13 protein-coding genes and 2 pseudogenes are annotated in these 14,137 nt (G+C 71.4%); 6 read left to right on the top strand and 9 right to left on the bottom strand.

The features are described 5' to 3' along the window. The first annotated feature begins 294 nt into the window (after window positions 1–294). A complete protein-coding gene (locus F9278_RS42825; protein WP_152173138.1) occupies window positions 295–1,152 on the top strand; it encodes a maleylpyruvate isomerase family mycothiol-dependent enzyme in 858 nt (285 codons plus the stop codon). A 117-nt stretch (window positions 1,153–1,269) separates the two neighbouring features. On the opposite strand, the gene F9278_RS42820 is transcribed toward F9278_RS42825, so the two are convergent. The 7 genes and pseudogenes from F9278_RS42820 to F9278_RS42790 form a co-directional block, all read right to left on the bottom strand. Continuing rightward, the gene (locus F9278_RS42820) at window positions 1,270–2,376 is read right to left on the bottom strand and encodes a DUF4037 domain-containing protein (protein WP_152173137.1); all 1,107 of its coding nucleotides are present in this window, start codon (window positions 2,374–2,376) and stop codon (window positions 1,270–1,272) included. A gap of 240 nt (window positions 2,377–2,616) precedes the next feature. Then, entirely contained in the window at window positions 2,617–2,748 is a 132-nt protein-coding gene (locus F9278_RS42815) for a hypothetical protein (protein ID WP_404818992.1), read from the bottom strand. A gap of 41 nt (window positions 2,749–2,789) precedes the next feature. Then, a complete protein-coding gene (locus tag F9278_RS42810; RefSeq protein WP_152173136.1) occupies window positions 2,790–3,830 on the bottom strand; it encodes an ABC transporter substrate-binding protein in 1,041 nt (346 codons plus the stop codon). Window positions 3,831–3,969: 139 nt separating this feature from the next. Further along, a pseudogene (locus F9278_RS48935) lies at window positions 3,970–4,545 on the bottom strand (copper chaperone PCu(A)C). Continuing rightward, window positions 4,542–6,906 (bottom strand): annotated as a pseudogene (locus F9278_RS42800) (heavy metal translocating P-type ATPase). The pseudogenes F9278_RS48935 and F9278_RS42800 overlap by 4 nt, the downstream one beginning before the upstream one ends. Continuing rightward, a complete protein-coding gene (locus F9278_RS42795) occupies window positions 6,906–7,133 on the bottom strand; it encodes a hypothetical protein (RefSeq protein ID WP_404818991.1) in 228 nt (75 codons plus the stop codon). Before F9278_RS42795 ends, F9278_RS42800 begins: the two are co-directional and overlap by 1 nt. A gap of 231 nt (window positions 7,134–7,364) precedes the next feature. Next, a complete protein-coding gene (locus tag F9278_RS42790; protein WP_193241899.1) occupies window positions 7,365–8,330 on the bottom strand; it encodes a D-2-hydroxyacid dehydrogenase family protein in 966 nt (321 codons plus the stop codon). A 139-nt stretch (window positions 8,331–8,469) separates the two neighbouring features. Between F9278_RS42790 and F9278_RS42785 the strand changes: the two genes are divergently transcribed. Continuing rightward, window positions 8,470–8,757: a DUF2218 domain-containing protein gene (locus F9278_RS42785; protein WP_152173134.1), complete on the top strand. Its 288-nt coding sequence runs from the start codon at window positions 8,470–8,472 to the stop codon at window positions 8,755–8,757. 309 nt (window positions 8,758–9,066) lie between these two features. Here F9278_RS42785 and F9278_RS42780 read toward each other — a convergent pair whose 3' ends face one another. Further along, a complete protein-coding gene (locus tag F9278_RS42780; protein WP_152173133.1) occupies window positions 9,067–10,032 on the bottom strand; it encodes a pirin family protein in 966 nt (321 codons plus the stop codon). Between the two features lie 196 nt (window positions 10,033–10,228). On the opposite strand from F9278_RS42780, the gene F9278_RS42775 reads away from it, so the two are divergent. The 3 genes from F9278_RS42775 to F9278_RS42765 are packed head-to-tail and all read left to right on the top strand — an operon-like array spanning window position 10,229 to window position 11,583. Beyond that, window positions 10,229–10,711 (top strand): MarR family winged helix-turn-helix transcriptional regulator, encoded by a 483-nt coding sequence (locus F9278_RS42775; RefSeq protein ID WP_152173132.1) that lies wholly within the window; start codon window positions 10,229–10,231, stop codon window positions 10,709–10,711. Next, window positions 10,708–11,184 carry a MarR family transcriptional regulator gene (locus tag F9278_RS42770; RefSeq protein WP_226967179.1) on the top strand — a complete coding sequence of 159 codons (477 nt, stop codon included), beginning with the start codon at window positions 10,708–10,710 and terminating at the stop codon, window positions 11,182–11,184. The genes F9278_RS42775 and F9278_RS42770 overlap by 4 nt, the downstream gene beginning before the upstream one ends. A 51-nt stretch (window positions 11,185–11,235) precedes the next feature. Continuing rightward, window positions 11,236–11,583, top strand: a complete 348-nt coding sequence (locus F9278_RS42765) for a tetratricopeptide repeat protein (RefSeq protein ID WP_152173131.1) — start codon at window positions 11,236–11,238, stop codon at window positions 11,581–11,583. 183 nt (window positions 11,584–11,766) lie between these two features. On the opposite strand, the gene F9278_RS42760 is transcribed toward F9278_RS42765, so the two are convergent. Next, window positions 11,767–13,188, bottom strand: a complete 1,422-nt coding sequence (locus F9278_RS42760) for a PepSY-associated TM helix domain-containing protein (RefSeq protein WP_152173130.1) — start codon at window positions 13,186–13,188, stop codon at window positions 11,767–11,769. Window positions 13,189–13,355: 167 nt separating this feature from the next. On the opposite strand from F9278_RS42760, the gene F9278_RS42755 reads away from it, so the two are divergent. Beyond that, window positions 13,356–14,120 carry a peptide deformylase gene (locus F9278_RS42755; protein WP_226967178.1) on the top strand — a complete coding sequence of 255 codons (765 nt, stop codon included), beginning with the start codon at window positions 13,356–13,358 and terminating at the stop codon, window positions 14,118–14,120. Window positions 14,121–14,137: the final 17 nt, after the last annotated feature.

Raw genomic sequence — 14,137 nt, 5'->3', positions numbered from 1 at the left:
GGAGTGTGCATGGACGGCGATGTGCAACGCACGTCAGTTTGCGAGACGCCGACAGCCTTGCTGTCGGCGTATGGCCTTGGTTCCCCGGCGGCCTACGGGATGAATGTCCCCAACTGTCTGGCGGCTTCGCTCTCTCCCTCTATTGCTCTGAGACGGAGGTCTCAGGTGACAGCGGCCACCAGAATTTGCCCACGTACGGCCAGTTATTAGCGCGGTTACGCAAGGTAGTCGAAAGGCGTGGCCCGTGCGGGATATTCGCTAGCGAAGTGGTCGCCCGGTTGGCAGGTTTGAGCCATGGATGCCCAGCTCAATACCGTGCCGAGCCATCCCTGGTTAGGTGCTCCGATCGATGCCCGCCCTCTGTTTGCCCCGGAGCAGGCCGCGCTGATGACCACGCTGCGGGGCCTGGCCCCTGACGACTGGGGCAAGAAGGCGCTGCCGGGCTGGACCGTGAGAGATCTTGCCGCCCACGTCCTGGGCGACTTCTACGGCCGGCTTGCCCGGGACCGCGACGGTCACCAGGAAGGCCCTACCTTCGCGCCGGGCGAAACTCTGGAGGCGTTTATCCACTGCATCAACCAGGAATGGGTCGACGCCCAGCGCCGCGTGAGCCCGGCCGCCCTCACCGACACCCTCGACCTGATCGGCGGTCAGGTCGTCCGGTTCTTCGAGGCCACCGACCCCGACGCCCCGTCCCTGGCAGTGTCATGGGCCGGCGTCGATCCGGCTCCGACGTGGCTGGACAGCGCCCGCGACTTCACCGAGTTCTGGACCCATCGTCAACAGATTCGCCACGCCATCGGCCGGGGCACCGATACCGATCCTCGCCTGCTGTCCGTGGTCCTGGACACCTTCATGCGAGCCCTGCCCCACACCCTGCGTGAGGTCACCGTGCCGGTCGGCACTCAGGTCCAAGTGCGGATCAACGGCCCGGCCGGTGGCACGTGGACGGCGACAGCCACCGGGGACGTCTGGTCGCTCGCCGAGCCCGACACCCAACGCCCCGCCGCGCTCATAGGACTGGACTCGGAGACGGCATGGCGCCTGTGCACCCGCGGCATCCAACCGGACACTGCTCTGGTCCGCGCCCGTATCGATGGCGACCGCGAACTGGCCGAAGAGGCCTGCCAGATCGTCTCAATCGTCTACTGACGCCAATGGATCGATACGCCGAGGTGGACACCCCACCGACTGCCATCACACCCAGTGACATCGGTGGCCAGTTGTCTCCCCAGTAACTGGCTGCCACTGGGGAATCTGAACTGGCCGCTAACACTCAGGGGGAGAACAGACCGTTGCGCGAGTGGCGGCGCGCGTCAGTTCCGGATGGCTGAGGATGTCGGTGCTGTCGATGAACTGGTCGACGTTTCCGATCGTCGGCAGGGTGCGGAGGGCCGGGTCGGTGATGCGGGTGGTCAGTGTCGCAGTGAAGCGTTCGGCGTGCAGCACCTGAAAGGGTCTGGCGTGGTAGGGCCGCGTGGCGGGGTCGACAGGGTCGGTGAGGCCGAGTTGGTTGTGTGTGGCCGCGACGGCCTCGTAGGCGCGGGTCAAGTGGTGCTCGCGGGTGTGCCAGTCGGTGGCAGTGAGGGCCGCGGTGAGGACCGGGGTGAGGGCGGGTGCCTGGGGGGTGCGGGCGAAGGCGCTGCCGAGCCACTTGCTGTAGGGCGGGTAGCGGCGGTCCATGAGCAGGCAGAGTCGCATCAGATCGCGCACCAGGCGGGCGGCGACGATGGCGGAGCCGATTTCGTCGCCCACTTCGCCGCAGCGGCCGACGAAGGCTTCCTCCCGGGAGACGCGCTGCCACTGGCAGGCGAGTAGGTGGAGCCAGAGGTCGTGGGGGTACCACTCGAGGTTGGCGCGAGCTGGTGCGAGTTGACCAAGTCCGTCGTGGAAGACGGCACCGGCAGTGACCTCGGCGAGGAGCTGAGTGGGGGTGGCCAGCCAGTCCGTCAGGGTGATGTCGGTACGCGGGTCGAAGCCCAGTTGCCTGGTGAACCAAGCGCCTGGGGCTGTGACTTCGACTCGGTGGTGGACTGGCCCCTCAGTTGTCTGCATGACCCGGATGTCTCCTTCGCCGACGGGGGCGAAGTGCGTCGGGTAGCCGTGGAAGGTTTTCGGCAGGCGTTCGGAGAGCAGTGCCGTGATCGTCGCTCCGTGGCGGGTGACGTCCTGGGAGCCCAGGAAGATCTGGAGGCGGGGACCCCACTCGTGGTCAGCGGAGCGGGCAGTGTCAAATCCGAGGACTTCCGATCCGCTGCCGAGGCGGGCTGCTGAGTGCATCACCCCCGGCGCGGCCTCGTCCAGCAGGGGCCGTACGGCTTCGAGGTAGAAGCGGCGGGAGAGTTCCAACCCGGGAATGAAGGACGACGTGGTCATGCTGGGGAGGGTGCCGGATCGGCGTGTGGTCGGTCGAAGGCTTTTCCAGGTCCGGCGGGTTGCGGTTGACCCGCGCGTACCGCCGGTCTGGTCCGCCAACTGCAGCTACGGTCGCCCGCCGCCTGCCATCGGCCGGCCGCAGACGGCCAAGCAACTTCCATCAGTGCATCAGAAGCTGTCCGCATTCATCCGTACGCGGCTGACGCACATCGAATAGTGCAGCCCTGAAACACTGCCCCTTCACCAGTACAGCGCGGGATCGCCGGTGGCGCCCCGCCCGGTGAGGTGGTGCAGCAGGACCCGCCACACCTCGCCCACCGGGATGTTCACCGCGCCGATACTGACCGCCACCACCATGACGGCGACGAGCACGACGGAGAGGACACCGACGGCGAGGGACAGCCGCGGACCGCTCAGACCTTGTCGGGGTGCAGCATCTCGGCGATCTTCTCCACGGCCAGGTCGTTGCTCGGGCCGAGGTACATCGAGTCCGACAGGGCCACGTACGTCTTGTTCTTCGCGGCCGGCCACTGGGGGAACTCCTTCAGCAGTTTCTCGGCGTAGGCCGCCGGGTCGGGGTCGTTGTAACCGATGACGACGAGCGCGTCGACGTCGGTGGCGGCCACCTTCTCCTTGCTCAGGTCGGCGAAGGAGGTCTTCGAGGCGTTCTCGAAGGCGTTGGTGCCGCCGGCCTTGGCGAGGATGTCGTTGTAGACGCCCTTGGCGACGACCGAGCTGAAGTCGTTGCCGCCCATGGCCATGTTGGAGAAGAGGACCATGACCTTGGGCTGCTCCTCGCCCTTCGCCTTCGCGGTGATGCCGGCGATCTTCTTCTCCGAGGCGGCGATCAGCTTCTCCGCCTCGTCGCCCTTGTCGAAGATCTTGCCCATGTCCCGCAGCAGCGTGTAGCTGTCCGCGACGGTCATCCTCGAGGTGTCCTGGTCGCAGCCCTGCGGGGAGACATAGGAGTGGGCGGCCACGTCCTTCAGCTGCTCGCGGGTGGCGAAGCCGTTCTTCTCGTCGAAGCCGTACGAGGTCGTGGACAGCACCAGATCGGGGCGCAGTCCGATCATCGTCTCGCGCGGGATGTCGTAGGCGTCGTTGAGCTTGACGTCACCGGAGGGGAGTTTCTTGATGGCCGCGGCCCGGCCCTCGACCTCGGACATGCCGTAGCTCTGCTGGTTGGCGACGATCCTGTCGTCGAGGCCGAGGGCGAGCAGGGTGGAGACCTCGGCGACCGAGGCGCCGTTCATGACGACGACCCGGCTCGGCGCCTCGGTGAACTTCTCGGAGTCCCCGCAGTTGTCGAGGGTCACCGGATAGCCCGTCCCCGCCGCTGCCGCCGAGGCGTCGCCGCCGCCCGCGCCCGCTGTCCCGGTCGCGTCGGCGCAGGCCGTGGTGACCAGACAGAGCGCGCCGGCCAGGGCGACGGCGACCGGCCGTTTCTTCGACATACGGGACTCCTCGGTGCGAGCGTTCGCGCGTGCGAGGTGCGCGTCGGGTTCTTGTTGCAGTTGTTGCAGAGGAGATGGCCGAGCGCGGCGAGCAGCACGCAGACGGCCGCGAACACCGCGGCCCGGGGCGGACACGGTTTCACTCGGCCGCCCCGCCGGGGCGGTCCACCACGGCGAGGGCCCGCACGGTCCCGCTGTGCTCGAAGTGCAGGGTGAAGTCGACGAGGTCGCCGAACCGCCAGTCCGTGTTCGCCGGGACGATCACGTCGAGGCCGGTCGGGGTCATGGCGACGGTGCCGCCCGCCGGTACGCCGACCGAGGCCACCGTCTCGGAGACGGCGGAGGCCGTGCCGGTCATACGGTGCCGGCTGAGGCCGCCGGCGCCGTCGATGTCGGCGGAGGTCACCTTCAGCAGCCGGTCGGCCGAACCCCCGCTGTTGGTGATCCGGAAGAACGCCGCCGTCTCCGGGGTGTCGCCGGTCGGCAGGAACACCCGCCCCGCGGTCACGGCGATGCGCGGCGGGGTGCCCGCGTTGCCTTACACGGTCCACAGGGTCAGACCGCTGAGGGCGAGGGCACAGACGAGGACGGGGGCGAGGGCGGCGAGCAGGGTGTCGGTGAGGCGGCGGCGTCTCGGCCGCCAGGGAGCGGCGGCGCGTTCGGCCGCCGGGGGTGTCTCGGGGCGGGCGGGGGCCGCCGGGGGTCCACCGGTCATCGGGTACGGCTCCGGGTCGCGGGGGCGGGAGCGGGGGCATGGGCTCGGGTGGGCCGCCAGGCGCGCAGACGCAGGCTGTTGGCGACGACCAGCACCGAGCTGGCCGACATGGCCGCCGCGGCGAGCATCGGGTTGAGGAGGCCGACCATGGCGAGCGGCACGGTGACGACGTTGTAGCCGAAGGCCCAGACGAGGTTGACGCGGATCGTGCCCAGCGTGCGCCGGGCGAGCCGGACGGCGTCCGGGAGGGCCTCGATGTCGCCCCGGACGAGGGTGACGTCGGCGGCGCCGATGGCCACATCCGTACCCGTGCCCATGGCGATGCCCAGGTCGGCGTCGGCCAGCGCGGCGGCGTCGTTGACCCCGTCGCCGACGACCGCGACCCGGTACCCCTGTTCCTGGAGGTCCAGGACGAGTTCGGCCTTGTCCTCGGGGGTGCGGCAGGCGTGCACCTCGTCGATGCCCAGCGCGGAGGCGACGGCTCGGGCGGGTGCCTCGCGGTCGCCGGTGGCGAGCACCGGCCGTACGCCCAGTCCGCGCAACCGCTCGACGGCCCGGTAGCTGCCGGGGCGTAGGACGTCGCCGATCTCGATCAGCGCTTCGGGGGTGCCGTCCACGCGTACCACGACGGGTGTGCGGGCCGCCGCCTCGGCCGCCGCCAGCGCGTCGGCGAGGGCGTCGGGCAACTCGTCGCCCGGGCGAGCACTTCGACGAGCCGCCCCTCGACCCGACCGCTCACCCCGCGCCCCGCCAGCGCCACGAACGCGCTGACGTCCGGCAGCCGCCGCCCGCCGGTCTCCTGCGCCCCGTCCTTCCGCCTCCGCCCGTCCGTCTCCCGCCGCGCGTACGCGACGACGGCCCGGCCGAGGGGGTGTTCCGAGCCCTGTTCGACGGCCCCCGCCAGCCGCAGTACGGTGTCGCGGCCGAGCCCGTCCGGTACGGCGGTGACCTTGGCGACGGTCAGGTGCCCGGTGGTGAGGGTGCCGGTCTTGTCCAGGACGACAGCGTCGATGTGCCGCAGCCCCTCCAGCGCCTGCGGCCCGGTGACGAGGACGCCCAGCTGCGCGCCCCGTCCGGTCGCCGCCATCAGCGCGGTCGGGGTGGCGAGGCCCAGCGCGCACGGGCAGGCCACCACCAGGACGGCCACCCCGGCGGTGATCGCCGCCTGGGGATCGGCGCCAGCGCCCAGCCAGAACCCGAGCGTGGTGGCGGCCAGTGCCAGCACCACCGGGACGAAGACCCCGGCCACGGTGTCGGCCAGCCGCTCGGCGCGCGCCTTCCCGGCCTGAGCGTCCGTCACCAGCCGTGTGATCCGGGCGAGTTGGGTGTCCGCACCCACGGCCGTGGCCCGGACTAGCAGCAGACCCCCGGCGTTGACGGCCCCGCCGACCACCGCCGAGCCGGGCCCGACCTCGACGGGTTCGCTCTCCCCGGTCACCAGGGACAGATCCACGGCGGAGCTTCCCTCCACCACCTCACCGTCGGTGGCGACCCGCTCCCCCGGCCGTACGACGAAGACCTGTCCGGCCGTCAACTCCTCGATGCGGACGAGCTGTTCGATGCCGTCGGCGTCGCGGACCGACACCTCCTCGGCGGCGGGCCGGCCAGCGACCGCAGCGCCGCACCGGTCCCCCGGCGGGCCCGCGCCTCCAGGTACCGCCCCGCGAGGACGAACAGCGGTACGCCGACGGCCGCTTCGAGACAGATGTGCGCCGTACCGTCCGACGCGGTCGGCACCAGGCTGAACGGCATCCGCATCCCGGGGTCGCCCGCACCGCCGAGGAAGAGGGCGTACACCGACCAGGAGAAGGAGGCCGCCACACCCAGCGACACCAGGGTGTCCATGGTCGCCGCGGAGTGCCGCAGTCCTCGTACGGCCCGGATGTGGAAGGGCCAGGAGCTCCAGACGGCGACGGGTGCGGTGAAGGTGAAGCACAGCCACTGCCAGTTGCGGAACTGCAGATCGGGCACCATCGACAGCACGAGCACGGGTACCGCGAGCAGGACGGTGACGACGAGCCGGTCCCGCTCCGGGCGCAGTTCCTCGGCCTCGGCATCGCCGCCTTCGCTGTCGCCATCGTTATCGCCATCGCCATCGCCGTCGTCCGCGTTCCGCTCCCGTTCGGGCGGCTCGGGCAGGGCGGCCGTGTAGCCCGCCTTCTCCACGGTGGCGACGAGTTCGTCCGGGCCGATGCCCGCCGGATGCGTCACGCGCGCCATGCCCGTGGCCAGGTTGACGGTCGCCGTGACGCCCTCCAGCCTGCCGAGTTTCTTCTCGTCCCGGTTCACACCGGCCGCGCGGGTCATACCGCCGACAGTCAGATCGGTGATCACCAGGGCGGTCGCAGGCTCGGCGCCCATCAGCGGCCTCCCTCGTCCATGCCGTCCATGCCGTCCATGCCGTCCATGTCACTGGTGCCGCCCGTACCGTCTGAGCCGCCCGTGTTCTCCGTCGCCCCGTCGTCATCGCTGGTCGTCGTGGAGCGCATGCCGGGTGCCACGGGGCCGGCGGCGGCGCCCACGGCGTAGGACACGGTGAAGATCAGCGCCAGCAGCAGGAGGAAGCCACAGAGCGCGGGCGGTGGCACGGCTCGGCGCGAGGGCGCGCCCGCGCCGGGTAAGGGGGATTGCCGGGACTCGTCCATCAACCGCGTCTCCAGGTCACGTCGTACGGCGTCACTCGGATCGCGCCGTACCGAAGCAGTAGTCGGGACGGCCGCGAACCGAGTTCCGGGGCATGCGTGTGGAGCGCGTCACAGGAGCGGTGCCGAGTGGGCGATGGGGGCGGTGGCGGCGATGGGGGGCGGTGCAGTCGTCCGTCAGCCGCCCGTCAGCGGTCGGACGGGGGTGCCGGCCAGGAACGCCGTGATGTCCTCCACCGCCTCCGTGTAGAAGGTGCGGTAGTTCCGCTCGGTGACATAGCCGAGGTGGGGGGTGGCGAGCACGTTCGACAGGGAGCGCAGGGGGTCGTCGGCGGGGAGGGGCTCGGTCTCGAAGACGTCGAGTCCGGCGCCGGCGATCCAGTTCTCCCGCAGGGCGCGCAGCAGTGCCGCGCCGTCGACGATGGCGGCGCGGGAGGTGTTGACGAGGTACGCGTGCGGGCGCATGGCGCGCAGTTCCGGCTCGCCGAGCAGGCCGCGGGTGCGGTCGGAGAGGACGAGGTGGACGGAGACGAAGTCGCTGCGGCGGAGCAAGTCGTCCTTGCTGTCGGCCAGTTGGGCGCCGGCCTCGGTCGCGCGCTCGGCGGTGAGGTTCTCGCTCCAGGCGAGGACCTCCATACCGAAGGCACCCGCGACACGTGCCACCCGGGTGCCGATCTTGCCGAGTCCGAGCAGCCCGAGGGTGCGGCCGCGCAGGTCCTGGCCGACGGTGGACTGCCAGGGGCCGCCCTCGCGCAACGCCCGGTTCTCGGCGGTGAGGTGGCGGGCGAGGCCGAGCAGGAGCGCCCAGGTCAGCTCGACGGGCGGGGTGGGGCTGCTCGCCGTACCGCAGACGGTCACGCCCTGGGCCCGCGCGGCGGCGAGGTCGATCGAGGCGTTGCGCATCCCGGTGGTCACCAGCAGGCGCAACGCGGGGAGTCGGCGCAGGAGTTCGGCGTCGAAGGGGGTGCGCTCCCGCATGATGACGACGATCTCGCAGTCGGCCAGCTCGGCGGCGAGCCTGTCCCGGTCGGTGATGTTCTCGCGGAGGGTCCGTACCTCGACCTGGCCCGCGAGGGGGCTCCAGTCGGCCATGGTGAGGGCGGCGCCCTGGTAGTCGTCCAGCACAGCGCAGTGGAGGGTCATGCGGACAGTCTGCCCGCCGGACCGGCACCACCCGAGTCTTGATTCAAATTTGAAGCATATAGGGCTATCATCGAACCGGCGATCGGCTTCAAATTTGAAGCAAGGGTCACCTCGTTCACTCGCACCCCTGGAGTTCCCCATGCCCACTTCCCTCGGCCGCGCCACCACCGACGCCGCCCCGCGCTATGCCAAGCAGCTCTCCTCGCACTTCGGCCGGAAGATCCCCACCGAGGAGACCCCCGACGGCGGCCACCGCCTCACCTTCCAGCAGACCGATGTCCTGCTCCAGCCCGCCGAGGACCACCTCCTGATCAAGGTGACCGCGCCCGACGCGTCCACGCTCGCCACCATCCAGGAAGTCGTCGGCAGCCATCTCGAACGCTTCGGCCGCCGCAACGAACTGACGGTCACCTGGGAGCGGCCATGAGGGCCGTCGTCGTCACCGGCTTCGGCGCGGAGCCGCACCTCACGGACCTGCCCGACCCGGAGCCTGGCGCCGGTGAACTGCTCGTCCGTCTGCACGCCGCCGCGCTCAACCCCTTCGACCGGAAGGTCGCCGACGGCGCCCTGAAGAACGTCGTCGCGCACTCCTTCCCCCTGGTCACGCGGGACCCGCCGGACCCGCCGGTCCACTCCCCGCGGAGGCATCGGCCGGCACTGCCACCGCGAGGCAGGGATCTCCCTAGGCGCGATCGGTGTTCCACCCCAGACGACCGCGCCCTTGAGTCGACGCAGTTCAGCGCACCCTTCCGCGCGGCTTCAGCGGCACCGCCGGCAGCGTCGGCGCGGGCAGCGGATCTCCGTCGTAGCCCTTCACCTCGCCGAAGCGGGTGCCCGTCATCCAGTCCTGACGGGCCTGTTCGATCTCGGACTGGGAGCGCCCGATGAAGTTCCAGAACATGATCAACTCCTCCTCGAAGGGCTCCCCGCCGAGGAGCATCAGGGAGGCGTTCGCGTCGGCCCGCAGGGGGAGGTCCGTGCGGCCGCAGCCGAGGTAGAGCATGGAGCCGGGGAGGACCGGGACGCCGTCGACGTGGGCCTCGCCGGACATGGCGAGGACGGCGTACTCGAAGTCCGGTTCGAGAGGGAGACGCAGATCGGCGCCCGGGGCCAGCGCGAGGTCGGCGCCGACGATCGGGGTGAAGGTCGTGCCTGGCGACGTCGCGCCGTCCAGGGAACCCAGGATGAGCGTGGCGCTCAGGCCGGCGGCCGCGACTACGGGCAGTTCGGCGTGGTGCTCGAAGCGCGGGTCGGTGTGCCGGTGGCTGTCCGGCAGTGCCACCCACAGCTGAGCGCCATGCAGGAAGCGGGCGTGGGACTTGGGGCTCTCCTCCGAGTGGCTGATGGCCCGTCCGGACGTCATCAGGCCCAGCTCGCGCGGACGGATCGTCTGGAGGCTGCCGGTGGAGTCGCGGTGCAGCACCTCGCCCTGGTGCAGCCAGCTGACCGTCTGCAGGCCCATGTGCGGGTGCGGCGGCACCTGCATACCGGGCTCGTCGGCGATGTCGTCGGGACCGTAGTGATCTACGAAGGCCCAGGCGCCGACCATCCGGCGGCCCAGGTTCGGCAGCAGACGCCGCACCTCGGTGGACTCGCCGAGCTGCACCCGGCGCGGGCTGAGAAGTTCACGAACCGGCTCGGCCACCACGAAGCCCCGACCGCCGCACACCGCGGGCACCGCCTCGCGATCAAGATTGCTCATGCTCCACAACCTAGACCCGTCCGGCTCCCGCCGTCAGCCATCCCCCGACCCGCCCCGAGCCACTTGGCTCAGAAAGGGCGCGGAGCCGGTCACCGGGCACGGATCCCGGAGGAGTGACGAGCGAGGGACACCTACCCGTACCCGTACCCGTACAAAATAGTAGCCATGGCTACAGTAGCCATGTACGGTATCAGTCATGAGTTCGACTTTCGGGGGTGCGACCCCTGGCTTTCTCGTCTGGCTGCTGTCCATGAAGTGGCGGGTCGCGGTCGACCGCGCGGTCGCTCCGCTGGGGCTGACGCACGCGCAGTACTCGCTGGTGGCGTCGCTGTACGGCATGCACCGGGCCGGCCGGCGGCCGAGTCAGCGGCAGCTCGCGGACCATACCGGCCTGGAGGCCCTGTACGTCTCCAAGCTGGCCCGCGCCCTGGAGACCTCGGGGCTCCTCGAACGCACCCGCGACCCCCGCGACCCCCGCGCCGTACGGCTGGCGCTCACCGAGGAGGGACGCGAGGTGGCCCGGCGTGCGATCGAGGTCGTCCAGGGGCTGATGGACCAGCTGCTGGAGCCACTCGGCGGCCTCGACGGCACCCGGACCGAGGAGCTCGCACGCGATCTGACCACCCTGCTCGACGTACCCCTCGCCCCGGCCACCGCCCCCGAGAAGGAGCAGCCATGACCAACTCCAACTCCACTCCGATGTCCACGGCACCCGCACCCGCCCTCAACTCCCGGGTCATCGGCCTCGCCCACCACGCCGCCCGCGCCGTCCTGGAGCACGTGCTCGTCGGCTACGGGCTGACGTTCCAGCAGTCGGTGACCCTCCGGCTCGCCGCGATCGCCGACGGACCCGTCGAGCGGGACGCGCTCGTCGGCCAGGTCGTCGACTCCCTCAAGGTCGACGAGGCCGACATACGGGCCGTCGTCGAGGAGTTGGTCGCCGCGAAGCTCGTGGCGCCGGACCCGGAGCGGCCGTCCCGGCTCACGGTCACGGAGGCCGGGCTGGAGGCCCACACCGGGTCCACCGCCGCGACGGCGCCCCTCTCCGCCCGGATCTACGCCGACATCCCGACCGAGGACCTGGCGGTCGCCGGCCGCGTACTGACCCTCATCACCGAGCGGGCCAACGCCGAGCTGACCGCCACGAAGTAGTGGAATATTCAACCGCCATCGGGGGTTCTGGGCCGTCGAAGGAGGTCATCAGTGGACACGACGTACTACGACCACGGGTCCGCCGCCGAGCGCTGGGAGCGCGCCCGGATGTTCTTCGACGCCAAGGACTACGCCGCCGCCGCGCGCGTCCTCGGCCCGCTGGTCGAGGAGGTTCCGGAGCAGACCGGCCCACGGCTGCTGCTGGCCCGCGCCTACTACCACTCGGCCCAACTGCGCCGCGCCGAGGCCGAGTTGCGGGTTCTCGTCGAGCGGGACCCGGTGGAGCACTACGCCCGGCTGATGCTGGGCCGCACGCTGGAGCGGCAGGCCCGGCACGACGAGGCGGAGTCTCATCTGCGGATCGCCTCGGCGCTCGCGGGCGACTTCGAGCGGTTGTGAGAGGCGACTCCGGGCTGCCGTGAGGGGCGCCCCGGTCGCCCGAGCGGTCGCGGAGGACGGTCGACGCGGGCCGTCGACGCAGGCAGTCGACGCAGGCAGAGGGGGCGCGTCCGGTCGGACGCGCCCCCTCTCGCCGCTTCGCCTCCCCTGGAGGCCCGGGTCGTCTCCGCCCGGCCGCTGCCGCTACTTCGCCTCCACCCGGCCGCCGTACGACCGCTTGCCGCGTCGGTGCGCCATCTCGCCCAGAACGACGTCCACCGCGATGAACACGGCGAGCGGGATGCCAAGGAGCGGGACGAAGTAGCCGAGGACGGCGATGACCGCGAGGGCGGGGACCAGGATCTGGGGCGGGACCTGCTGCCAGGCGCCGCGTGGGATCGGGCGGCCGAAGGACGAGGCCCGGCCGCGCTGCCACCACATGCGGTAGCCCCAGAGGATCAGCACGACCAGGGAGCCCGCGAGGGCCATCAGGAGCAGCTGGTTGGCCAGGCCGAAGAGGACGCCGGTGTGGCCGTCGATGCCCCAGCGGGACAGCTTGGCGAGGACCGGGTAGTCGGCGAACCGGAGGGTGTCGGTGACCTCGGCGCTCGCCGGGTCCACGGCCACCGCGTCCTGCTTGGTGGGCCAGCTGCGCTGGACCTGCTTCACGACGTACGTGGAGGCCGCGTCGGCGGGCGGCACGATCTCCACCGGGTCGCCGAGGCCCTCGGCGCGTGCGGCGGCGAGGATCTTGTCGAGGTCGCCCGTCGTGGCCTCGCCCCCTTCCTCCGTCTTCTGCGTCGCGCCGCCGCCGTGACCGCCGTGGTCGCCGGCCGCGGCCGAGATGGCCGGGGTGGCCTGGTGCAGTTCGGTGCGCAGGACCTCGATGTTGGCGCCCGCGTACGTCGACCAGGTCAGGCCCGTCGCCGAGAGGAAGAAGAACCCGGCGGCGGCCCAGACGCCGACCGTGCCGTGCAGGCCCAGGGTGCGGCGGCGGCCGGTGGTGCCGCGCACCTTGCGCTGGGAGCGGCGGCGGGCGAACCAGAGCACGAGGCCGCCGGCCGAGATGACCCACAGCCAGCTGGCGGCGAGTTCGCTGTAGAGGCGGCCGGTCTCACCGAGCCGCAGGTTGGCGTGGAACTTGTCGATCCAGGTCCGCACCGGCAGCGCGCCGGTGGAGCCGTACTGCTCCAGGGCGCCGCGCACCTCCGCCGTGTACGGGTCGACGAACACCGCGAGTGTGTTGGTCTCGTCGATGCCCTCGACGCCGGTCAGCATCACCCGGGTCGTGGCGTCGTCCTCGGGCGAGGGGCGTACGGCGGAGACGGTGCCCTCGGGGTGCGCCTCACGGGCGGCGGCGACCTGCTCGGAGATGGGCAGCTTCTCGTCGCCGACCTTCGCGACGGTCATCTGGTCCGCGTAGACGATCCTCTCGATCGAGAAGGAGGCGGCGTACAGCCCGCCGGTCAGGGCGGCGACCAGCAGGAACGGGGCGACGAGGACGCCCGCGTAGAAGTGCAGCCGCAGGACGAGCGGCCGGAGGGAGGCCCAGCCCTTCGTCGCGCCGTCGGGCTTGGCGACGGGTTTCTGGGGCTCGTCCGTCTCGGTCGAGGGGGCGATGGTCATCGGCGGGCGCTCCGGGATGCGGGGACGTCGTGGCGGTTGAGTAGTCGGGGCGTGTACGCGTCGAGTTCCCGGCACTTCGTGTGAGGCGGGTCACACACCCGTACCGGTGGGAGCGGGCCCGCGAGAGCCGCCTCGCGTCGCGGAGGCGCGGTTGGCATCCTGACCCGATGGCTTCCGAACACCCGACGACTGACGAAGACCCGACCGCTGGCGAGTACCCGGCGGCTTCCGCGCGGCCGACGGCTTCCGCGCGGCCGACGGCCTCCGCACCGCCGACGGCCTCCGCACCCGATCGCATCGCGTCCCGTCCCCTGAGCGACCGGGTGGAGGAGCTCCTCGCCCATGAGGGGCCGCTGCCGATCGTCGCCGCGGGCGATCCGGTGCTGCGCCGTACCGCCGAACCCTTCGACGGGCAGCTGGACTTGGGGCTCCTGGCCCGGTTCGTCGCCGCCCTGCGCGCCACCATGCACGCGGCCCCGGGCGTCGGGCTCGCCGCACCCCAGGTCGGGGTGTCGCTGCGGATCGCGGTGATCGAGGATCCCGCGCCGGTCCCGGAGGAGGTCCGGCTCGCCCGGGGCCGGGTGCCGCAGCCGTTCCGGGTCCTGGTCAATCCGGCGTACGAGGCGGTCGGGTCGTTCCGTGACGCGTTCTTCGAGGGCTGTCTGAGCGTGCCGGGCTGGCAGGCCGTGGTGGCCCGGCACGCCAAGGTGCGGCTGCGGGCGCTCGACGAGCACGGGCGGGCGGTGGACGAGGAGTTCTCGGGGTGGCCCGCCCGGATCGTCCAACACGAGACGGACCACCTGAACGGAACGCTCTACCTCGACCACGCCGAGTTGCGTTCGCTCTCCTCGAACCAGGCGATGGCCGACCGCTGGAACGATCCGATCCCGGCCAGGGCCGCGCGGGAGCTGGGCTTCCTGCTCCCCGAGTAGCGCCGCGGCCGGTACGC

It is taken from the genome of Streptomyces phaeolivaceus (assembly GCF_009184865.1).
In the GTDB taxonomy this organism is placed as follows: Bacteria; Actinomycetota; Actinomycetes; order Streptomycetales; family Streptomycetaceae; genus Streptomyces; species Streptomyces phaeolivaceus.
The sequence above is the reverse complement of the archived record's forward strand: the minus strand, read 5'-3'. Positions and strand labels throughout refer to the sequence as shown.